This is a genomic window from Chryseotalea sp. WA131a, from assembly GCA_025370075.1.
Lineage (GTDB): Bacteria > Bacteroidota > Bacteroidia > Cytophagales > Cyclobacteriaceae > ELB16-189.
This window is the reverse complement of sequence record CP073016.1, coordinates 2,514,829-2,537,353: the sequence shown is the minus strand read 5'-3', so window position 1 is coordinate 2,537,353 and position 22,525 is coordinate 2,514,829. Positions and strand designations below refer to the sequence as shown.

General features: G+C 43.4%; 20 protein-coding genes and 3 tRNA genes. 4 read left to right on the top strand and 19 right to left on the bottom strand.

Features of this window, described 5'->3' with window-relative positions; genetic code table 11:
- Window positions 1-84 precede the first annotated feature (84 nt).
- The 12 genes from KA713_11340 to KA713_11285 form a co-directional block, all read right to left on the bottom strand.
- On the bottom strand, window positions 85-1,824 hold the full coding sequence (locus KA713_11340) for a GMC family oxidoreductase (GenBank protein UXE65092.1): 1,740 nt from the start codon (window positions 1,822-1,824) through the stop codon (window positions 85-87).
- 462 nt (window positions 1,825-2,286) lie between these two features.
- Entirely contained in the window at window positions 2,287-4,236 is a 1,950-nt protein-coding gene (gene nagB, locus KA713_11335; GenBank protein ID UXE65091.1) for a glucosamine-6-phosphate deaminase, read from the bottom strand.
- A 59-nt stretch (window positions 4,237-4,295) separates the two neighbouring features.
- Window positions 4,296-5,633: a neutral/alkaline non-lysosomal ceramidase N-terminal domain-containing protein gene (locus tag KA713_11330; protein ID UXE65090.1), complete on the bottom strand. Its 1,338-nt coding sequence runs from the start codon at window positions 5,631-5,633 to the stop codon at window positions 4,296-4,298.
- Window positions 5,634-5,742: 109 nt separating this feature from the next.
- A complete protein-coding gene (locus KA713_11325) occupies window positions 5,743-6,696 on the bottom strand; it encodes a transketolase family protein (GenBank protein ID UXE65089.1) in 954 nt (317 codons plus the stop codon).
- 201 nt (window positions 6,697-6,897) lie between these two features.
- On the bottom strand, window positions 6,898-7,866 hold the full coding sequence (locus tag KA713_11320) for an alpha/beta hydrolase (protein ID UXE65088.1): 969 nt from the start codon (window positions 7,864-7,866) through the stop codon (window positions 6,898-6,900).
- 3 nt (window positions 7,867-7,869) lie between these two features.
- Window positions 7,870-8,763, bottom strand: a complete 894-nt coding sequence (locus KA713_11315) for a hypothetical protein (GenBank protein UXE65087.1) — start codon at window positions 8,761-8,763, stop codon at window positions 7,870-7,872.
- Complete coding sequence (locus KA713_11310) at window positions 8,760-9,728, bottom strand: VWA domain-containing protein (protein ID UXE65086.1); 969 nt, start codon at window positions 9,726-9,728, stop codon at window positions 8,760-8,762. The genes KA713_11315 and KA713_11310 overlap by 4 nt, the downstream gene beginning before the upstream one ends.
- Before the next feature lie 140 nt (window positions 9,729-9,868).
- On the bottom strand, window positions 9,869-10,117 hold the full coding sequence (locus KA713_11305; GenBank protein UXE65085.1) for a GIY-YIG nuclease family protein: 249 nt from the start codon (window positions 10,115-10,117) through the stop codon (window positions 9,869-9,871).
- Between the two features lie 95 nt (window positions 10,118-10,212).
- Window positions 10,213-10,461 carry a GIY-YIG nuclease family protein gene (locus KA713_11300; GenBank protein UXE65084.1) on the bottom strand — a complete coding sequence of 83 codons (249 nt, stop codon included), beginning with the start codon at window positions 10,459-10,461 and terminating at the stop codon, window positions 10,213-10,215.
- Between the two features lie 38 nt (window positions 10,462-10,499).
- Window positions 10,500-10,573, bottom strand: a tRNA-Pro gene (locus KA713_11295).
- A gap of 56 nt (window positions 10,574-10,629) precedes the next feature.
- Window positions 10,630-10,703 (bottom strand) — tRNA-Arg (locus KA713_11290).
- A gap of 11 nt (window positions 10,704-10,714) precedes the next feature.
- Window positions 10,715-10,803: transfer RNA gene (locus tag KA713_11285), tRNA-Ser, on the bottom strand.
- Between the two features lie 135 nt (window positions 10,804-10,938).
- On the opposite strand from KA713_11285, the gene KA713_11280 reads away from it, so the two are divergent.
- Window positions 10,939-12,261, top strand: a complete 1,323-nt coding sequence (locus tag KA713_11280; protein ID UXE65083.1) for an IS1380 family transposase — start codon at window positions 10,939-10,941, stop codon at window positions 12,259-12,261.
- A gap of 387 nt (window positions 12,262-12,648) precedes the next feature.
- On the opposite strand, the gene KA713_11275 is transcribed toward KA713_11280, so the two are convergent.
- From KA713_11275 to KA713_11245, 7 genes are all read right to left on the bottom strand, one after another.
- A complete protein-coding gene (locus KA713_11275) occupies window positions 12,649-14,187 on the bottom strand; it encodes a YifB family Mg chelatase-like AAA ATPase (protein UXE65082.1) in 1,539 nt (512 codons plus the stop codon).
- 145 nt (window positions 14,188-14,332) lie between these two features.
- Window positions 14,333-14,911 (bottom strand): D-sedoheptulose 7-phosphate isomerase, encoded by a 579-nt coding sequence (gene lpcA, locus KA713_11270; GenBank protein ID UXE65081.1) that lies wholly within the window; start codon window positions 14,909-14,911, stop codon window positions 14,333-14,335.
- A 6-nt stretch (window positions 14,912-14,917) separates the two neighbouring features.
- Window positions 14,918-15,232: a hypothetical protein gene (locus KA713_11265; GenBank protein UXE65080.1), complete on the bottom strand. Its 315-nt coding sequence runs from the start codon at window positions 15,230-15,232 to the stop codon at window positions 14,918-14,920.
- Between the two features lie 76 nt (window positions 15,233-15,308).
- Entirely contained in the window at window positions 15,309-17,132 is a 1,824-nt protein-coding gene (locus KA713_11260; GenBank protein ID UXE65079.1) for an ABC transporter ATP-binding protein, read from the bottom strand.
- Window positions 17,133-17,142: 10 nt separating this feature from the next.
- The gene (locus KA713_11255; GenBank protein UXE65078.1) at window positions 17,143-18,822 is read right to left on the bottom strand and encodes a hypothetical protein; all 1,680 of its coding nucleotides are present in this window, start codon (window positions 18,820-18,822) and stop codon (window positions 17,143-17,145) included.
- Complete coding sequence (locus KA713_11250; GenBank protein ID UXE65077.1) at window positions 18,819-19,208, bottom strand: type II toxin-antitoxin system VapC family toxin; 390 nt, start codon at window positions 19,206-19,208, stop codon at window positions 18,819-18,821. Before KA713_11250 ends, KA713_11255 begins: the two co-directional genes overlap by 4 nt.
- Window positions 19,209-19,228: 20 nt before the next feature.
- Window positions 19,229-19,468 (bottom strand): Arc family DNA-binding protein, encoded by a 240-nt coding sequence (locus KA713_11245; protein UXE65076.1) that lies wholly within the window; start codon window positions 19,466-19,468, stop codon window positions 19,229-19,231.
- A 159-nt stretch (window positions 19,469-19,627) separates the two neighbouring features.
- On the opposite strand from KA713_11245, the gene KA713_11240 reads away from it, so the two are divergent.
- The 3 genes from KA713_11240 to KA713_11230 all read left to right on the top strand — a co-directional run bounded on the left by KA713_11240 (window position 19,628) and on the right by KA713_11230 (window position 22,483).
- A complete protein-coding gene (locus KA713_11240; protein ID UXE65075.1) occupies window positions 19,628-19,885 on the top strand; it encodes a type B 50S ribosomal protein L31 in 258 nt (85 codons plus the stop codon).
- Between the two features lie 100 nt (window positions 19,886-19,985).
- Window positions 19,986-21,182 carry a GlmU family protein gene (locus KA713_11235; protein UXE65074.1) on the top strand — a complete coding sequence of 399 codons (1,197 nt, stop codon included), beginning with the start codon at window positions 19,986-19,988 and terminating at the stop codon, window positions 21,180-21,182.
- A 176-nt stretch (window positions 21,183-21,358) separates the two neighbouring features.
- Window positions 21,359-22,483, top strand: coding sequence for a DNA polymerase III subunit delta (locus KA713_11230; protein ID UXE65073.1), 1,125 nt, complete (start codon window positions 21,359-21,361; stop codon window positions 22,481-22,483).
- The last annotated feature ends 42 nt before the right edge of the window (window positions 22,484-22,525 follow it).

Sequence of the window (22,525 nt, the reverse complement as noted above, 5' to 3'; positions counted from 1 at the left end):
TAATGTTAGATTTAAGATGTACGATTTTTGTTTTGCGCTTCTGCCTTGTTTTTAAATCTTACATCTTAAATCATAATTCTTAAATCAGAGATTCTGTTTCTTCATCTCTTCAATAATATACTCGCTGGCTCTCATGGAAAGGGCGAGGATCGTCCATGTGGGATTTTTATCAGCTTGCGATACAAAGGGGCCGCCATCTACCACAAACAAATTTTTACAATCATGTGCTTGGTTAAACGCATTCAAGGCCGATTTCTTTTTGTCGTTGCCCATGCGCACGGTGCCTACTTCGTGAATGATCCTTCCCGGTGTTTCCAGTCCATAATTGTCTTCCGCACCTTTGATTCCCCACGTAATATCACCACCCATTTTGTGGATGATTTCTTGAAAGGTTTCCTGCATGTGCTTGGCTTGCTGAATTTCGTAGTCGCTCCACTTGTAGTGAAAACGTAAAACAGGAATGCCGTACTTGTCCACCACATTCGGATCGATCTCGCAATAATTATCTTCTCGCGCAATCGCTTCACCACGACCGGCCATTCCAAAACTTGCACCGTAATAAAATCTGTAATCTGACTTCAGCGATGCACCGTACCCTCCGGCTGGTTTCATTCTTCCATCTGCGCCCGGGTATTTTCCATTTAAATTTTGAATGCCACCGCCAAATCCATAGCTCGGCATACCCATACCTCCCCAATATTCAATATGATAACCGCGGGGAAAATTTAATTTCTTGTTATCGAGCCACCAAGGAGAATACAAATGCAAACCACCCACACCATCTTCATTGTAGCGCTTTCGATTGAACAACTTTGGTAGCACACCGCCCATGGCCACACCTGTGCTGTCGTGCAAATATTTACCCACTACATTACTGGCGTTGGCTAATCCGTTGGGATGTGCAGCCGATTTTGAGTTCAGCAGCAACCGGGCCGACTCTCCCGCACTGGCAGCCAAGATTACAATTCTTGCGCTGATTTGATACTCTTGCATATCGTCTTTGCTTACATACGATACGCCTGTAGCATCTCCTTTTTCGTTTGTCAACACTTCGCGCGCCATGGCATTGGCGATCACATCTACATTGCCCGTGTTAATAGCAGGTTTTACGAGCACTGAGGATGACGAGAAATCACCGTACACGGTGCAACCACGGTTACACTGTGAGCAATAGAAACAAGCACCCCGCTCATCGTTTATTTTTTGTGTAAGAATCGATAGGCGAGAGGGAATGACTTTTACACCAAGTGAGGTAGCGGCATCTTTCACAAACAACTCGTGCAAGCGAGGCTTTGGTGGGGGCAAAAATATTCCGTCTGGCTCGTTGTAGATTCCCTCTTTCGTGCCAAACACACCGATCAGTTTATCTATTTTATCATAGTAAGGTGCAACATCGTCATAGCCAATCGGCCAATCTTCACCTAATCCATCAATGCTTTTATGTTTGAAATCATTGGGGCCAAAGCGCAAAGAAATTCTTCCCCAGTGGTTAGTGCGCCCTCCCAACATACGTGAGCGAAACCAATCGAACTTGGTTCCATTTTTTTGGGTATAAGGCTCACCGTCAATTTCCCATCCGCCATAGGCTGCATCAAAATCCCCGAAAGGGCGAAATGATGTGCTCGCACCCCTGCGAGGAGATTCATACGGAAATTTTAGTTGAGTTACATTTTTGGCGGGGTCGTATAGCGGGCCGGCCTCTAGCAAGGCAACCTTTACCCCAGCTTTGGCCAATACATAGGCGGCCATGCCTCCACCAGCACCTGAGCCTACAATGCATACATCGTAGGTCTTAGGATTTTTTTTGATTTGTAAATCGGGCATCCCTAGAAATAGTCAAATTTAAAGTGATTAAAAATAGGGATGAAATAGTGCTTTAGCAAGCCGTTGGTGGAAGATATTTGTACAGGAGCAGATCATAGATAAGAATGTGAGTTGTTCATTGTTTCATCAGTTCTTAATAATCAACAAAACAATATTAAAAATCATAGCCATAATAACCATCGCACTTATGATTCTCGCAAATTTGAAGAAGTTCTCTTTAGTCTCGGGTACTTTAAAGATTTTAAGCCAAGTCCAAGTTAACTTATCATCCTTGATTTTTTCGAATTGTCTATTCGCCCATTTATTGTTGAAACCGCGCGCAAACTGAAATATAACTACAGTGCATATTGCCACATAAAATTCATATCTAATCATACGGATATTACCACTCATTTATAGTTGGCAATGAATAGAACAGAAAACCTATTCAAAAAATCATTATAGCAAAGTCATAAATTCGCTTCAAAACCTCCACCTCACAAACGCTTCCATTGCTTCGTAGTTCGCCAGTCCAAGTTTGTCATAGTTTTGTGCGGTCTCGCGGTTGCGCTCTTCGGCACGTAGCCAAAATTCGCGTGCGTCATCGCCAGGGAACACAGGCCGGTCTTTTTGTGATTGGTGTTTGAAAATGGCGTAACGCTTGCGCTCCACTTCTTGTGGTGATAACGGAACGGCCATTTCAATTTCATGTGTTTCAAACTCGTGCCACGCGCCACGGTATATCCACAGCCAGCAGTCTTTTGTCCAGCTTTCGTTTTTCAGTTTCGCCAAGGCTTCCGTAATGATTTTGAAGCATACAATGTGCGTTCCGTTGGGATCGGCAAAATCGCCTGCGGCAAAAATTTGATGCGGCTTAATTTTTTGTAACAGTTCCATCGTCAGGTCAACATCTACTTGCGAAACGGGGTTCTTTTTTGTTTTGCCCGTTTCGTAAAATGGCAACGCCATAAAGTGAATGTTGGAGTCTTTCAACCCTGCGTATCGTGCGCCTGCAATCGCTTCGCTCTTGCGGATGAAGGCCTTTACATTTCGTATCTCTTGCGAGTCAGTTTGGTTGGGCTGCTTTTTCTCAATAAAGCTACGGGCATCCGCATACACGGCCTTCAGTTTTTTACTGTCTGTACCCAAACTGTCAGAGTAGTCAATAGCAAACTCCATATAGCGAAGCACGTCATCATCCCATACCGCAGTATTGCCAGATGTTTGATATGCTACGTGAACATCATGGCCTTGATCTACCAACCGAATAAACGTACCTCCCATGGAGATTACATCGTCATCGGGGTGCGGAGAGAAGACGATGGCTCTCTTCTGTGGAGGGTTGGCACGCTCGGGTCGCTGCGAGTCATCCGCGCCCGCTTTCCCTCCTGGCCAACCAGTGATGGTATGCTGCAGCTTGTTGAAGATATGGATGTTGATGTTATACGCAGAGCCACGCTCTACCACCAACTGCGCCATGCCGTGGTTGTTGTAATCTTCTTCGGTGAGTTTCAGCACGGGCTTTTTTACCACCCCAGAAAGCCATATCACCGCTTTTTTGATGAGAGCTTCATCCCACACGCAATCTTTCACCAACCAGGGGATATTGAAACGGGTGAGGTCAGAGGCCGCATCTTCGTCCAATACAAATTCTATATTTTGGGAAAGCTGCAAGTAGGTAGCTGGCACTTCACCAGAGATTTCGCCTTCCACTGCTTTCTTGATGATGGACGCTTTTTTCTTGCTCCAAGCCATCAAAATGATTTCTTTGGCTTTGAAGATGGTGCCAATGCCCATGGTAATCGCCTTCGTTGGCACGTTTGCTTTACCGCCAAAGTCGCGGGCAGCATCTCTGCGGGTAAGGTCATCTAATGTTACCAAGCGCGTGCCTGAGTTGGGTGCAGAGCCTGGTTCGTTAAAACCAATATGGCCTGTTCGTCCGATACCGAGTATTTGTATATCCAATCCACCGAGAGATTCAATCTTTCGCTCGTACTCTAAGCAGAAGGTGGCAATTTGCTCTTTCGATACCGTGCCATCGGGTATGTGAATGTTTTCGCGTTGAATGTCTACATGATTGAACAGGTGCTCGCCCATAAAGCTCACATAACTTTGTGCTGCCTCGGGTTGCATAGGGAAGTATTCATCCAAATTAAACGTGATCACGTTTTGGAAGCTGAGGTTTTCTTCTTTGTGCATGCGTACCAATTCTGCATACACGCCCACCGGGGTGGCGCCTGTTGCCAACCCAAGTATGGCAAAGGTTCCAGCTTTTTGCTTTTGTCGGATGAGGCTGGCGATGCGCTGCGCCACTACTTTGGAGGCAACGTGTTGATCTTTGTAAACCGTTACCGGAAGTTTTTCGAAGCGGGTTTCTTCTAAAAGATTTAGTCGAAGCGATTTGGATTGATTGGCAAGTGTAGGTGATGACATTTAACCTGTAAAATTAAGCTTCAATTATACTGATTTTTGATGGCTTTACCAGCGATAAGTCATTCATTCTTCAATACCATTTTTTGAATGCACGTTGTAAAATACCTTCCGAAAGAGGGCCCCACCCAATTGAGTGCCATCACCTCTTCTTCGTTTTTATCGTAATGCTGATCAGCGGTAACATAGCCAATGTAATTGCCATTGAAACTGGTGATAATAAGGTGCTTGTTGTTTTGCTCGCACCATTTATTAAAATCAGCATCGGCATAAAGCTCTCCCGAAAAATCGCACGGTGTGCCCATGAAGATGATATTGCCGATTTGTAAATAGGTAAACTCACCTTTCAACGGTTCAAGGAGTGAACAGAAAGCCCAATTGCGCGCCTTCCAGTTTTTGGCAAAGTGTAATTGTGATGGACCAAACTGAATCGGGATGTGTCTGGTAATGATGCTAACAGAATCTGAGTTCATGGTAAACTGTTTTGAATGGTTTATTTTGGTGGCCAATATTTTGGCGATGGAATCGGTTTTGTGAAACTGATCTCCCTCAAAGCCAACAATCCGGTGACTGCCCACCATGCCCGCCATGAACATGCCGAATTGATAACCCCCCTGTTTGAATTGCTTCACCAATTCTGCTGGGTAGTCGCCCGACAAGGTTGTACCCAGCAAATCAAGGGTAGTGGGGTGGCCGCTAAATGTTGCAACGATGGCGCGGCTGCTATCTTGCCGTAGCATTTTAATTCCGCGCAGCCAGCCATCGGTTTTGCCATTTCTATCCAATCGATTTTGTACTAACTCGCTCGCATCAGTTTCCCAGTAGTATAAAGAGGATGGAAGGGAAGAGTGTTTGGCAATTTCCAGTTGCTTGATAATTTCTTGAGTGGTTGATTCCACCCATTTTTCGTGATAGTTGCCAATGGTAAATTTACCTACCAAACTTTTATCCCATCCACCAATGGCACTGTGCGTGTGGGTGGCAGATAAATACAAAAAGTAATTTTTTTTGTATTGCGCTACGTACTCATCTAGTTTTTGTTTGAGGATCGGGGGGAAGAGCATCAAATCCATGGAGATGATAAACGATTGAATACCTCCATTGTTTATATACAAAACCCGACAGAACAACGAATCGTGTACGCTATCGAATTTATCTTTTGGCGTATAGCCCGCCATGGGCATGGAATAATGTGGGGTGATATTGAATTCGCTCCATCCAATTATTAATTTTTTAGTGGCCGGGTACTTTTTTAGCCGAAGCGTATCCAACTCCTTCATCATTTCTTGGTAGAAACTTTGTTCTTCAAGGGGTGTGCGATCGATTGGTGCAATTAAGGAAATCGCTAACAGTGCAATCACTGCTAGTGTGTACGAAAAGAATTTTAATGGCTTTCTCAACAGCATTTACTATTTACACGAGCATAAGTTGATTAATTCCAACTCAATGACTCACATCTATTTTAATTCAAAAAGAGATAATCGGCAAATAGTTTGCCACGAACAATGGCTACTTTCTTTTAAGTACTTTCTCTACAGCCTTTACAATATCTTCGGGCGACAATCCGTATTTCTTCAACAACTGCGTAGGCGTTCCGCTCTCGCCAAAGCTATCATGAACGGCCACCATTTCTACTGGGGCAGGGTAGAGGCGACCCAGTACTTGTGCAATGCTATCGCCTAAGCCTCCATTCATCTGATGTTCTTCGCAGGTAACCACACACTTTGTCTTTTGAACGGATGCCAGCACGGCTTCAATATCCAACGGCTTAATGGTATGGATGTTTATTACTTCGGCACTTATTCCAGCTTCTTCCAATTTGCTTTCCGCCTCAATAGCATGCCACACCAAATGCCCCGTTGCAAAGATGGTCACATCTTTACCATCAATCATCTTATCTGCCTTTCCAATGGTAAAGGGTCTATCAGGGGCAGTAAAAATCGGCCAACTGGGTCTTCCAAAACGTAAGTAGGCAGGCCCCACATGGCTGCCCAAGGCAAGGGTAGCGGCTTTGGTCTGATTGTAGTCACAAGGCACGATCACCGTCATGCCTGGCAACATTTTCATCATACCAATGTCTTCTAGTATTTGGTGGGTCGCACCATCTTCTCCTAATGTAAGCCCTGCATGAGAGGCGCAAATCTTAACATTTTTACCTGAGTAAGCGATTGATTGCCGAATCTGATCATACACTCGACCTGTAGAAAAGTTGGCAAAGGTACCCGTAAAAGGGATCTTCCCACCAATGGTCATGCCTGCTGCCAGGCCCATCATATTGGCTTCGGCTATGCCTACTTGAAAGAACCGATCAGGAAAGTCTTTCTTAAAAGCATCCATTTTAAGGGAACCTGTAAGGTCGGCACAAAGTGCCACCACATCTGGGTTAGATTTTCCTAGTTCTTGAAGGCCGGCACCAAAGCCAGACCGTGTGTCTTTCTTTTCAGTAAAAGTATATTTGGTCATAGCGATTCTTTCGAATGCAAGTTTAGAAAAACCTTGCCGTACTTCCTCCCTTGTGAGAAAATAATGTTAAGCAGATGTTAATGAAGTAACCTAGCCATCTTGCCTTCGTTAAGACGTATGGTTTAACGATTGGAACCTATGATTAAAAATGTGGGAAAGCGATTTTACCTGTGGCTGTTAGTGTGTTTGCTTTTGGCAATTTTACCATGGTTTCTGCTGTAAAAAACTTAGGGCTTCTCTCACCGATTGCTCCGGGATTTCTTCCATAGGCACGTGGCCAGCACCATCAAAAATCAATAGCTTTGAATTGGATATAGCATCCTTAAATTGATAGGCATTGATAACGGGAATCCAGGCGTCTTTCTCTCCCCACATAATCAATGTTGGTACTTTAATAGAACGGATGCTGTCTTGTAAATTTTTGCCAGGCTGACGCAGCCGCTGCGTAGTTGCCAGTCGGTTGCCCGCTCGCATCATCAGATCATAGAATCGATCTACGTCCTCTTCTTTTACCTTGGCAGGATCGCCATACACTTGTTTTAAGTTATAACGAAACAAAAATTTAGGAGTGATTTTTACGACTGCATTGGCAACCCAATCATTTTGGAGCAACTTAAAAATAAATGGCCGGCTTTGCGCTTTGGAAACGCTGTCGGTTGAAATCTTCCAGAAACCTGCAGCATCCACCAGAATTAATTTCTTTACGCGACCCGGGTTATGCAATGCCATCTTCCACGCAACTAAACCACCCATGGAGTTGCCAGCAACATAAAACGAATCGATGTTTAGTTGATCGGCAATTTCGAATACAAGTTTTTCATAATCATCAGTTGAATACCTGGCCGATGCAGAAGGCCCTGTCAATCCGTGACCGGGAAAATCCAATGAGATGGTGTGATAATGTTGGCTGAGTTCTTTTTCCCACGCATGCCAAGTGTGAAGCGATGCAAAACTTCCGTGCAATAAAAAAACAGGATGCCCCGCACCTTGTTGGCGTACATGAATTTTGTCGGGCCCAATTGCGAGGTAAGAACTACCGGGTACAAAATACTTTTTTTCTAATTCTGCAACCGGAATATCAGATTGGTTCCACGCAATGCTGAGTAAAAGAATAATCAACAGAATTGAGCCAAGTGAATACCCAAAAATACGGGTGATTTTTTTGACCATAGCTTACCAATCTGGCTTACCCTTCTCCTTTGGCTTAGTTGCCTTCCTCTTGTTTTGCTGAAGGTATTGTACTTCTTGATTTTTCATAGCTTCCAAAATCATTTTGGCCTTCTCTTCGGTGATTTGCATTTCCTTTAATTTGTCCGCTACTGAGGGAGGAATCCCCTTTTTTTCTTTTTCCTTCTGCTCTTGCTCTTTTTGTTCCTGCTCTTTCTTTTCTTGTTCCTTTTTCTGCTGGTCTTTATCTTTTTGCTCTTCTTTTTTCTGTTGATCGTTTTTGTCTTGGTCTTTCTTCTGCTGATCTTTTTGATCTTTCTTTTCTTGGTCTTTTTTCTCCTGCTCTTTCTTTTCCTGATCTTTTTTGTCTTGGTCTTTTTTTTGCTGGTCTTTTTTGTCCTGATTAGGATCGTTTTTTTGATCTTCTTTTTTATCCTGTTTTTGATCTTGCTTTTGCTTTTCCTGCTTTTTCTGCTCTTCAATTTTCTTCTTTACCACTTCATAATTGTAGCGCGCTTCTTGATTTTCAGGAGCGGCTTTTAGCGCTTGCTTAAAATAGTTCAGTGCTTCTTCCGACTTTCCATTCGTGTCTGCCATCACGCCCAATTGCTGGTTGGCTACGGAGTTGATTCTTTTGTTGGTACTTTGGGTTAGTTGAGAATAGGTATTGAGCGCATTGGCGGTGTCTTTCAATTGAAAATAAGAAGCCGCTAAGTTGGCGCGCACTTCATCTTCGGTAACGCCTAACGAATCAACCAAATACTTGTATTTAGCAGCGGCTGTCTTGAAGTCGCCAGCCAGAAAGGCTTTTTTGGCTTCGGTTTTGGCCGTATTGATTTTACCGATCTTGTCTAAATCTGTGATGAGCAAGGCAAACAACAAAAGAAATCCCCACTTCATATCGTTACGGTTTTTATGCTTACCAATAAATCCAACACCAACAAAATTAAGGCAGCCAACAAAAAGTAAAAATAGCGATTGGCCGAAACGTCTACGGTGCGCGCATCGCGCAGCTCGCCTTCAATCTTGCCGATGGTGCTAATCAATCGGTTTACATCGTTTCTGCTCTCATTAATTTCAAAATATTGACCATTCGTTTTGCTGGCCAACGACTTTAACGAAGTTGCATTCAATTTTGATACAACTACATTTCCGCTATTGTCTGTTTTGTATCCCCGCCCGGTTTGAATCTGGCTTCCTTTTTCGGTGCCAACGCCAAGAGTGAACAGCTTTATTTCTTGGTCTTCCACTTCGCGTGCAATTTCGCTTGTTTCTTCACCAAAGTCTTCGCCATCGCTAATTAAGATTATCACTTTTGATTTTTGTTGGGCAGAACTAGTGGTTTCTTCATCCAGTTTTTTTAAAGCCATTTTTAAAGCTGGCGCAAAATCAGTGCCGGAGGAGGGCACCAAGCTGGTATTCATGGTTTCAATAAAAAGGTTGAGCGCATTCTGATCAAAGGTAAGGGGGCATTGCATAAACGCTTCTGATGAAAAGATGATCACGCCAACTCGATCGGAATTAAAAGCAGCCACAATCTTTTTCATCTCGTATTTGATTTTCTCCAATCGCGTAGGTGGAACGTCAAAGGCATCCATAGATTTGGAGAGATCCACACAAATCATAATGTCTTTGCCAACCGATTTGATTTCGCGTTTGGAGGAGCCAAACGATGGTCCCAAATAGGCAATAATGAGCAGGGCGAATAAGGTTATTCGGATACCTAATTTTAGGATGATTGTATAGAACGGGGTTTTTAATATTCGACTTATTCGCCAAAGTTTTAGGATGTAAAGAAGGTAGAACCCTACAAATAAAATTGCCAGAACCACCTCAAACCAACCGAGCGAGCGAAAGAAAATCACGTTAAAAGATCATTTATAAGAGCGGCTAAAAGTAGCAAGTACTTCAAAAATAAAAAAGCCTCCTATCATTGAGAGGCTTTTTGTCGGGGTGGCCAGATTCGAACTGACGACCTTGGCGCGAAGCGCGCCACGCGATTCGGCTAAATAGAGGCACCTATGTCAGCCAGGAACCTTGCCGCTCCCCTCGATTTTATTTTCTTTTCCAGCGCGACAGCCTCTAACCGTGTGCAGACCACTTTTGTCCAAACGGGCCTCCATGGCGCACAAGACCTAATGGATTTTGTTTCGCTACTGTTATGTTCAATTAGCCTATTCTCAAAATCATGCGTCTGGCCGCTGTAGAATTTTTGGCAGGACTCGCTGAAGAGTATATAAACTATGAACGCCATAAAATTGAAAAAGCCTCCCTATCATTGAGAGGCTTTTGTCGGGGTGGCCAGATTCGAACTGACGACCTTGGCGCGAAGCGCGCCACGCGATTCGGCTAAATAGAGGCACCTATGTCAGCCAGGAACCTTGCCGCTCCCCTCGATTTTATTTTCTTTTCCAGCGCGACAGCCTCTAACCGTGTGTAGACCACTTTTGTCCAAACGGGCCTCCATGGTGCACAAGACCTAATGGATTTTGTTTCGCCACTGTTATGTTCAATTAGCCTATTCTCAAAATCATGCGTCTGGCCGCTGTAGAATTTTTGGCAGGACTCGCTGAAGAGTATATAAACTATGAACGCCATAAAATTGAAAAAGCCTCCCAATTATTGAGAGGCTTTTGTCGGGGTGGCCAGATTCGAACTGACGACCTCTTGGTCCCAAACCAAGCGCGATACCGGGCTACGCTACACCCCGAACATTTTTAATGGGCTGCAAAGATATGAAAACATCTTTATGAGCCAATTTTTTTGTGATCCCGGCTGGATTCGAACCAGCGACCTACTGCTTAGAAGGCAGTTGCTCTATCCAGCTGAGCTACGAGACCAGTAACGTAAGCGGAGAGGGGGGGATTCGAACCCCCGGTAAGGTTTAACCCCTACGACAGTTTAGCAAACTGTTGGTTTAAGCCTCTCACCCACCTCTCCAGAGCACTTAAGGGCTGCAAATATAATAGAATGGCAGAAAAACAGAGGACTATTTGTGCAATTTTGCAGGCAAATCTCTTTTAACCCAGATTTTGCAGTAGAATGAAATAGTGACAAGGTGTCTTATATTTGAATATGGAACACCACTATACCGATAAATTAGTAACAGCGTGGGGCGGGATGAAAGAGATGAAAATATTGATTGACCAAACTGGGATCAGCAAGAAGTTGGCCGAGCTTGGTTTGCCTGAGAGCAAGAGTAACAACCGGATAGATGCCGTGGGTATAATAGAGAGTTTTTGGGTGGGCATCTGGATTGGTTGCTTTCGTTTTAGTCACACAGCGGTGGTGCGGGTTGATGAAGTGTTGCGCCAGATATTTGGATGGAAGCGGGTTGCTTCGGGGACCACCTTCGGGCGGTTCTTTAAAAAGTTTACGCCCTCAATGAACCACCAAATTTTCATTGAACTGTACACGTGGTTTTTTGAGCAGATCCAATTCGACAATTATACGTTGGATATGGACAGCAGTGTGATCACCCGTTACGGGGAACAGGAAGGCAGCAAAAAAGGGTACAACCCCAAGAAGCCTGGCCGTGGCAGCCATCATCCCTTGTTTGCTTTTGTCAATGACATACGCATGGTGGCCAATTGCTGGAACCGCAGCGGCAATACAGGGAGCAACAGCAACTGCATCCATTTTTTAGAAGAGACCTTTGCCATCCTCAAAAACAAAACAGTAGGGTTGTTCAGGGCCGATAGTGGGTTTTGTACCGGTACAGTCTTGGATTTCATTGAGCAGAGAAATATCCCCTACGTCATTGCCTGTAAGCTGTATGCCAATTTACAAGCCAGCATTTATGGTATCACCCAATGGAATGCGATAGGCGAAGGCTTATGGGTATCGGAAATAAACTACCAGCAAGGCGGCTGGGGCAAAGCCCGTAGGATTGTGGTCATCAAACAAAGTGAAGAAATCAGGGCCAGGGCAACGGGTAAGAAGCTCAAGACATTATTCAGCAGCATGGGCATAGCGGACGAAAAAGTGTACCGCAAAAGGTACCATGCCTTTGTCACTAACCAAGCCCTGCCGGCAACAGAAATATGGGAACAATATAAGCGCAGGGGTGATGCCGAAAACAGGATCAAGGAGTTGAAAGAAGATTTCGGTACAGAAGGCTTTTGCATGGATAGTTTTTGTGCTACTGAAACAGCTATGCGCTTTGTGATGGTAGCCTATAATTTGATGAGCCTGTTCCGCCAAATAACCCATCAAAAACAGCCACAGCCCAAGCTTTCCACATTAAGGTTCAACTGCTTTGCAGTTGGAAGTTGGGTGGAGCAGGAAGCCCAAAAATGGGTACTGAAAATGTCCGTCCCACTCAAAAGAAGGCAATGGTATGATGGATTATTCTCAAATGTCCAAAAAATAAACCTGCCACTAAGTCTGACTGGATAGTTCTACTGCAAAATCTGGGTTTAACATTTCAGCACCAAACTTCTGTACCCATCATCTAGTGCAGCGGTCCTTCACCATCAAAATATAATCGGCCTTTTTGTCGAGGATTTTCTAGGCAATATCCTGTTGGCAGCCCATTGCGTCTATCGTGACCACACAGCTTTCAATGGCAAGCATGTCCATTAGAGCAGGGATGGTCGTGATCCTCATTGCTCTTCTCGCCCACACATTTGTTGGGCCAGGCAAAACCTGTTTTGGGTGGCATAAGCAGAGACCAAGTGAAAGGCTGTCCGCTCTAGGCAGGCTGATCCGCAGAGGGTCTTACCATCTGTTTTACAAAACTTGACGCATCAGCGTATTTTCAATAATATGAAAGCAGGTGATTAATCACCCCGCCCATCCTTCTCTATCCAAACTTCTGTATTGAATAGCCTCAGCCAAATGCTCGATTTTAATTTCAGGTGAGCCGGCCAAGTCGGCAATGGTACGCGAGACTTTTAGAATTCGATCATAAGCGCGTGCCGAAAGACCCAATCGCTCCATAGCGGTTTTTAACAAGGTGCGACCCGCATCGTTGATAACGCAGATTTCTTTTACCATGTTGGCGGGCATCATGGCATTGCAATAAATTTCTTTTTGATTTTTGAAACGCTCGCTTTGCAGTTCACGCGCCTTCACCACACGCTCGCGGATCACTTCACTTGTTTCATTTTTTCGCTGCGTAGTCATCTGGTCAAAACTTACCGGCACCACTTCCACATGCAAATCAATACGGTCGAGCAAGGGCCCACTCACTTTACTTAAATAGCGCTGCACTACACCTGGGCCGCACACACATTCTTTTTCTGGATGATTGTAGTAACCACATGGGCAGGGGTTCATGCTGGCCACCAACATAAAATTGGCAGGATAATCAATGGAAACTTTTGCACGCGAGATGGTGACGCGCCTTTCTTCCATCGGCTGGCGCATTACTTCCAAAACGGTTCGTTTAAATTCTGGCAACTCATCTAAAAACAGAACTCCGTTGTGCGAAAGAGAAATTTCTCCCGGCTGTGGATTGCCACCGCCACCTACCAATGCAACATCCGATATGGTATGATGGGGCGATCTAAAAGGCCGTGTAGTGAGCAGTGTTCCATCGGCACCAACCTTGCCCGCCACGGAATGTATTTTGGTGGTTTCCAATGCTTCGTTCAGCGTAAGTGGAGGTAAAATGGAAGGCAACCGTTTTGCCAACATGGTTTTGCCTGCCCCTGGTGGCCCGATCATAATGGCGTTGTGCCCTCCGGCTGCAGCAATCTCTAATGCTCTTTTAATATTCTCTTGCCCTTGCACATCTTTGAAGTCAGCATCGTAGTTGTTGACTTTACTTTGAAACACATCGCGTGTGTCCACTACCAGTGGTTCGATTTTTAATTTGCCTTCTACAAAATCAATGGCTTGTTGCAATGTTTCCACACCAATTACATCCAAGCTGTTGACGATGGCCGCTTCCTTTGCATTTTTCTTCGGCAAAATAAATCCTTGATGTTTTTCTTTCCGCGATTGAATGGAGATGGGCAACACACCTTTGATGGGGCGAAGATCGCCATCGAGCGAAAGCTCACCCATGATCACATACTTTTCTAAAAGGTCGGTAGTGATTTGACCGGAAGCAGCTAGAATACAAAGAGCGATGGGAAGGTCGTAGGCAGATCCCTCTTTCCGAATATCAGCCGGAGCCAAGTTGACAACCACTTTATTGCGTGGAAAAAAGTATCCCAAACTTTTGATAGCTGACTCTATTCGGTGCTGACTTTCTTTGATGGCATTATCTGGCAGGCCAGTGAGAAAAAATTTTTGCCCTTGTGTTACATCCACTTCCACTGTGATGGTCTTCGCATCTACCCCATGCACCGCGCTCCCAAATGTTTTTGAAACCATGTATCTAAATTGTAAAGTAAATATATGTAAAAAGAAGTAGGCAGTTGGCAGTAAGCAGTAGGCAAAATCTTTGTATTAGAAAAAGTAAGAGGCAAAACTAAATGTGCGGACTTTCTGTCCAATGCCTAGTGCCTAATTGACTAAATCAAGCAACCTGCTTTTCAATCAACAGCATCAAAATATGGATGATCTTGATGTGGATTTCTTGGATGCGGTCGGCATAACCAAAATGAGGAACGCGTAATTCAATATCGGCTAAGGGTGCGAGCTTACCTCCATCTTTTCCCGAAAGGATAATCACCGTCATTCCTTTGGCTTTTGCTGTTTCGGCTGCACGGATGATATTGGCAGAGTTGCCGCTGGTACTAATACCCAACAACACATCTCCTTTGTTGCCGAGTGCCTCGAGGTAGCGAGAAAACACAAACTCATAACCGTAGTCGTTACTCACGCACGAAATGTGCGAAGGGTCTGAAATACAAATGGCAGGAATAGCTTTGCGTGGTTCGCGATATTTGCCCGTAAGTTCTTCGGCAAAGTGCATGGCATCGCAGTGCGAGCCACCATTGCCACACGAGATGATTTTGCCACCTGCCTTCAGCGATTGGGCAATGGCGCTGGCGGCCAATTCAATGGCGGCAATGTTTTTTTCGTCTTGAATAAATTTTGATAAAACGTCAGCGGCCTGATTCAGCTCAGCAGTAATAACGGATTTGAGTTCCATGATTCTTTACTTGGTGATAGAAGTTGATTGTTTGGATCCGTTTTGTAGATCGTACACCTTCGCCTTCAGCACGTTGTTTTCGTGGCGCATCGCCTCTTTTTCTTTCTCGAAATTTTTATTGTCTAGCCATGTCCAAATCGCTTCGGCCATCACCAAACCTAAGCCGAGCAGGGTTCCGTATTTAAACCATGTTATCTTGCCAAACATGCTATACAGGAGTGATAAATCCTCTTTGTTTGCTTCTACAAAAATGGTAACAATAACAGATGCTAAATGATATGCTGTAAAAACGGAAAGAAAAATTAACCTGCGCTTGTTCATGAAAGGGTGTTTAAGATTACAAACTTAGGGTTTTTCAATTCATGCAAAAGTGAAATAACTATTAAAACCTTACCTGCTAGGCGGTTTTTTGAATGTCGGATAGCTTTTTATAAATACCATTTTTTTGATTCAACTCTTCATGTGTGCCACGCTCGGCAATCGTGCCATCTTGAATCACCACAATTTCATCGGCATGCTGAATGGTGCTCAGCCGATGAGCAATCACAATGGATGTTCTGTTTTTCATGAGATTGAACAACGCCTCTTGAACCAGTTTTTCTGATTCCGAGTCGAGGGCGGAGGTTGCTTCGTCTAAGATTAGTATAGGCGGATTTTTTAAAACAGCACGCGCAATACTCAACCGTTGGCGTTGTCCGCCCGAAAGTTTGGAGCCCCGCTCACCGATTTTTGTTTCGTAACCGTTTTCGGTTTGCATGATGAAGTCGTGGGCATTGGCGATTTTAGCGGCTTGTATTACTTCTTCTTCGCTCACATTGGGTTTTCCAAAAGCGATGTTGTTGAAAATGGTGTCGTTGAATAAAATCGATTCTTGCGTAACAATGCCCAAGTGCTGACGCATCGATTCCAAATCATAATCTGCGATTGAAATCCCATCAATGCAAACCTCGCCTTGGGTGGGGTCATAAAACCGCGGCACTAAATCCGCCAAGGTAGATTTGCCTCCGCCCGATGGCCCGATGAGTGCAATTGTTTTCCCTTTTTCAATTTTTAGATTAATGTTTTTTAAAACATGATCGGTATCGTAAGCAAAGGAAACGTTTTTGAATTCGATGATACTAGTAAAAGCAGTTAAAGAGACAGCCCCTGGTTTGTTTTGAATCATCGGTTGCATATCAATCAAATCGAAGATTCGTTTTGCGGATGCAGTTCCTCTTTGCAAGGAAGTGAGTCCATTAGAAAAGTTTTTGGCAGGTTGGATGATCATTGCAAATAGTGCAATAAATCCTATAAAAACACCTGCATTTAGTTCACCAGACAATACCATATTGCCTCCATAAAACATGATTACAGCAACAATCAAGACTCCTAGAATTTCTGAAATGGGCGATGCCAACTCGTTTTTATAAGACATTGATTTGGTAGTCTTTCTATAAAAATCACTTTCCTTTTGAATTTTATTGATGATAAAGTTGCGAGCGTTGAAAGCCTTAATCACGCGCATTCCTCCAAATGTTTCATCTAGGATATTTACAATTCTTCCCAAAGATTGTTGACTTGAAACGGCTTGCTTTTTTAGTCTTTTAATAATTTCCGCAAGTGCACCGCCTGTGAGCGGTAAGATCAAAAGGGTGAATAAGGTAAGCTTCGCAGAGATAGTGAATAGAAATGCGAAATAAACAACAATAGTGATGGGCTCTTTCAACACAGCCTTTAGACTATTCATGACTCCGTTTTCCACTTCATTTACATCGTTAGTAAATCTGGAAATTAAATCGCCTCTTCTGCTGTCATTAAAAAAACCAATGTGCATGGTGGTCACTTTGGAGAAAATATCCATTCGTATGTTTTTAACAAGATCCACACGAATTTTTGTTGCCATTACTCTTTCGAGGTACACAAACAAGTTTGCTAGAATCCTAAAAACTACAATCAATGCGCAAATGAATAATAGAGCATTGATAGTTCCATGATCTCTGATGATGGCTATATAGTAATGATCGAATGAACCAATTACGAAATCTTTAGAAAAACTGAAAGGTGGTAAATCAGGAACAATCACGTCACCCTCTCCCTGTTTAAATAGAATATTGAACATAGGAATGGCCAGTACAATATTGACTGCCCCAAAAATAATTCCGAGTATCGAATAGAAAAAAAAGAATGCAAGCCTAGACTTGATGCTATTGGCATAAGAAAGAATCCGAAAGAATATTTTCATTCAAAAAAAATTAGAACTCGTACGTGCGCTGAGGAATATTCCACCGTATCGATAAGGACGTAAACGATGTGTTGTTATTGTAAAAAGCCAATTCACTTTCACTCTTGCGGATAACATGCTTTACATCAATAAACAAATTGTGCTTAAACATATACGATGCCGTAAAATCCATGAACGTGATTTTATTGGCAAAACCTTGCCCAATTTGGTTGCCATAGTCTTGCTGCCGTGTGCGGTTGTCTTTCAAAATATCGCCTCCATAATTTTGGTTCACACTATCGCGCCCCGTTTTGGCATAAAAGAGTTTAGCGCTTAAGTTTAGTTTTGGAATCGGCTGATAGCGAACAATGGCCACCAGCTCGTTGAAGTTGGCGCCCAAGGGATGAGCCAACGCTTGGCTATAATTACTGTAATTGCTTTGCGTATCGTGCGAGTAGGTAAAAGGCCGCACCACATTTGCCTCCAATTGAAGATCTAAGTTATTGATTCCGCCCACATCAATGTACTTGAGCCCAGCTTGCAAGGCATACTTGTTTCCCCACCAGCCTTTGCTCGAAAAAGCTTCGCGTGCTACAAATTCATCTAGCACGGCTTGGCCATAAAGCGAAACTCCTTTCAGGGCATTCCATTTAAAGTCAATTCCAAGAAGGGCATTATCAGTACTGCCAAACTGTTGCTCGATGGCGCGGTAAAAAATGACAGGATTCAAATAACCCACGTCAAACTTCCCTCCGTTAATAGAATCCGTGGGCGTGAATACAACCGACTCAAAAAAACCAAGGTTAAATTTTTTACCAATGTTAACGCTCGCGTGGTGAAAGGCCATGTATTTTTCGGGATAACGCTTGCCAGCGGAAGAGCCACCCACGCTTCCGCGCTCATTTCCTGTCAATCGATTGAGCTGAAAGAGGTAATTGATTTTCCACACTTTGGCATTGGCGCGCAAAAAGAAATTGGGTGGTGAGTAATCAGAAAAAATCAACGAGCGATAGCCATTTCCAATAAAGGTTTGGTCATGACCCACTTGCATGTAAATGTGTTTGGTCACATTAAAATCGATATAGGCACGTGCTTGAAAAAAATCAACCCCATTGGTTTTATATGTTTTCCAAAAGCCCTCGTGTGGTATTACTGGATAGGTGGATAACTGATCGCTTACATACGATGGCAAAATCATCTGATTATCGGTGAGGTAGGTATAGAACCCGATTTTCTTATCGATCATGCCGCGGATTTCTACACCACGCGTATTGACGGTGGCCATTGTATTGGTGCGCGAGTCATTGGCAACGCCTACATACAAAACGGGGTTTACGTGTAAATCAAATTCGGGTTTATCCACAAAAGCAAAATCAGATTTTTTCTGATAGATTTTTCGAAAAGGTTTTTTGCTATCGCTGGTTGCCGCTCGACTCCATTCCCAGTTGTCGTTGCGCAAGTATTCGTAGTTGAATTGGTCTGAGCGAGAAGTGAACACGTTATCTTTTGACTGCAACGAATCGACAAAGGCGACCAACATGTTTCTTTTCGCAGGCTTTACGGATGAAAACCACTCTGGGGCAATGCGACCAGCCTTGATTTCGTATCGACTTAGCCAATGGTAGTAGTCCTCATTCAAAGGGGCGTTGGTGCTTTGGGCGAGACCCGACATTGTTAACAAGTAAAAGAGAATGGCCGAACTGTATTTCATTTCTTCAAGTTAGTTAGATATTGCTCTGCGGTCATGGCGATTTCTGGAAATGCGTGAATCACTTGTTTGTCGTAGGTGATGAGGTTAACATTCAATTGAGATGCTAAGGCAACGTATTCACAATCGTAAGCTGAGCAGGTTGAGCGTTCTGTCAGCCCAAGCACATTTGATGATTGAACAACAAATTCTCTTCCCTTCATCTGGTTCTCTGCCTTTTCTTGAATTTCAATTGCCTGTGCTAGCGTGTATTGCTTTCTTCGAACATAGCCAGTTAAAATGTTTCTAAATTCACTTCTCCACAGAAAGGATGAATTCCAATCTTTATCATTGACCAGCAATTCGTTTATCACTGCGTTATGTTGTGATGGCAGCCATAGGTAGGCCATAACATTTACATCCACCACAATCATTCCCTGCCAGCATTTTTAAACTCATTAATTTCTTTGTCTGTTATCATCGGGCCAATGGCCCAACTTCTAGTCAATTTAGCCTGTTCCATTATTTTTTGGGAGTCAAAATCCATTTCTAGCTCTTTTTTTAAAAGGTTAACTACCTCTCCATTGATACTTCGGTTATTAGATTTAGCCCGATTCTTCAACTTTTTGTAGATGCTGTCGGGCATATTTTTTATAGTGATGGATGCCATAGAAAATGGATTTTAAATGCAAAATACAACCATTTTGGTTGCAACTCAAAATATCCCCAATTCAATCCTTGCCAATATGCCCAAAATCCCTACTTTTGCAGTCCTTTAAATATAACGCATGGTCAAAATCATGCAAAAACCATTAAAAAGTTTAAAACAATGAAAAAAGAGATTCACCCTAACTATAAAGAAGTCATTTTTTGGGATACTTCCAGTGATTTCAAATTCTTGTCACGCTCAACCAACGTGCCTAAAGAAACGATTAAGTGGACGGATGGTAAAGAGTACCCTGTAATTAAAGTGGAGGTGAGCTCTGCATCGCACCCTTTCTTCACAGGAAAGAAAATGTTTTTGGATACGGCTGGCCGTGTCGAAAAATTCCAAAAGAAATACGGAAAGAAAGAAACGGCTCAATAATTTTATTGACTATTAACAATATTGAAAGCCTCTCTCGAAGAGGCTTTTTTTATTGACTTAAAATTGAAAGTTTAAATATCCAAGATGTTACCTTCGCCCAATGAACCTTATTCTTTTCGATCACCCCACCATCCGTCAAAATTTATTGCCTTTTACGTTTACCCGACCGGTGGCCACTATCCGAACAGGCATTTTAACGATTGCTGAAAAATGGGAGAAGCGATTGAATCTTACTCCCTCATTTTCGACAGAGTCGTATCTCACCAAAAAATTCCCACTTCGGCATGAAAACGATAATCTTTGGATCAACGGGGCACTTTGTCCGGATGCAGATTTGGTCGATGCCGTGTTGAAATTAAATAATGGCGATGCACTCACCAAAAACAATATGATACTGGCCGTGCGCACCCCTGACGATGAAGTGCCAGAAGTGATTGCAGGCAAAGTGAATGAATACCAACGTGAAATTATATTGATCGACCAGATGTGGAAGATTTTTCAACACAATGGCAATCAATTAGGAGCAGATTTTCAACTCATCACCAAGGGAAGAAAATCCGAAGCCATTTTGGATAAACATACCCGAACCTATAACGAACAAAATATTTTTATTGAGCCAGGAGTAAAAATTTGGTCAGCTATTCTAAATGCAGAAAATGGTCCGATCTACTTGGGAAAAAATTCGCAAGTGCAAGAAGGAGCAATGATTCGTGGGCCTTTTGCACTAGGGGAGGGCTCTGTCGTGAACATGGGCGGAAAAATGCGGGGCGATGTTTCGATTGGCCCGGGTTGTAAGGTTGGTGGCGAAGTGAGCGCTTCTGTTTTTTTCGCAAATAGCAACAAAGCCCACGATGGTTTTTTGGGTTGCTCGGTGATAGGGGAGTGGTGTAACTTCGGTGCCGATAGTAACACTTCAAATTTGAAAAACAATTATGAAAACGTGAAGTTGTGGAGCTATGCGAAAAACGGGTTCACCGACACAGGGTTGGTGTTTTGTGGTTTGATGATGGCCGACCACAGCAAGTGCGGCATCAACACCATGTTCAATACAGGCACGGTTACGGGCGTGAGCTCAAATATTTTTGGCGATGGCTTTCCGCGAAATATCATCCCTTCGTATTCGTGGGGGGGGGCAGCAGGTTTTACTACCTATCAATTTGAAAAAGCGATTCACACGGCACAAAAAGCAATGGAGCGCAGGGGCATCCCGTTAACAGAACTCGATAAGGAAATTTATAAAATTGTTTTTGAATCAACCGCGAAAGAAAGAGTGTGGGAGAAAATCTCAAACTCATGAATTAGTTAAGCAGTAGGCAAGCGCAGTAGGCAAATGGACTAGTCAACATTTTATAGTATCTTAGAAATGAAGAAGGATTTACTTCGCCATCTGTTCCAATTTAGGTTTGATCCCTGCCTACTGGCTACTGCTTACTGCCTACTTTCTATAGTCAATTGCTTACTGCCTACTGATCTATGAACTTCACCTCCATCCCTGGTTTGTCAGAAATAAAAAGCACACTTATACGTGCTGCTCAATCAAACCACATCGCTCATGCCCAATTGTTTGCCGGTAAGCAAGGGTCGCTCAATTTGCCATTGGCATTGGCGTATGCTACCTATTTGCATTGTCAAAATAAATCCAGTGAAGGTGCTTGTGGTGTGTGCCCGGCATGTAGCAAAAGTTTAAAATATGTCCATCCCGATACCAGCTTTGTTTTTCCGTTGGGCAATATCAAAAACGATAAAGATGAGGAACGCTTTAAATCAGAGATATTAAAATCGTGGCGAAGCTTTTTGATTGAGCAACCCTTTGGTGATTTAACAGATTGGATCAACTATTATGGAGGTGAGGACAAACAGGCGCTGATCTCCCGAGAAGAAAGTAGAGAAATCATTAAAACACTTACGCTAAAACCTTTTGAGAGCCCCTACAAAGTGATGCTTATTTGGCAGCCTGAATTGATGCATCCCTCAGCAGCTAACGGTATATTAAAAATTTTAGAGGAACCTCCCACCAATACCTTTTTTATATTGGTGACCAACGCAGTTGAGCGGTTACTGCCCACCATTATTTCGCGCACACAGTTGGTGCAAGTACCGATGCTTTCCGATCAAGAGTTGGAAGAGTTTTTAATTTCAAAAGGTGACACCGATGAAGCAAAGCGCAAAGAAGTAGTGCGATTGGCGGAGGGGAATTTAAATGCCGCCTTGAAGTGGATGGATACAGAAGAAGATCATTTCCAAGATCGATTCGTAGGCTGGATGCGCACATGCCATAAACGCGATTATGCCGGGCTTGTGGGCATGGCCGAAGAGTTTCATGAATTAGATAAATTGGGTCAACGGAATTTCATACACTATAGCAGTGGATTGCTACGTGAAACATTGCTGCATTCCGTGGGTGCGAAATCGATCAGTCGTGCTACGGCTGCCGAGACCGATTTCCTGAAAAATTTTGGCAAAGTGATGAATGTGGAAAAAGTAGAAAGGGCATCGGGTTTACTAACGCAAGCAGCCTATCACCTTGAGCGCAATGGCAGTCCTAAAATGATTTTTTTGGATACATCGTTGCAGCTCGCACAGATTATTAATCCTTAACAGAGGCGACTTACATCCATTGCCGAATTTGTTTTATTTTGC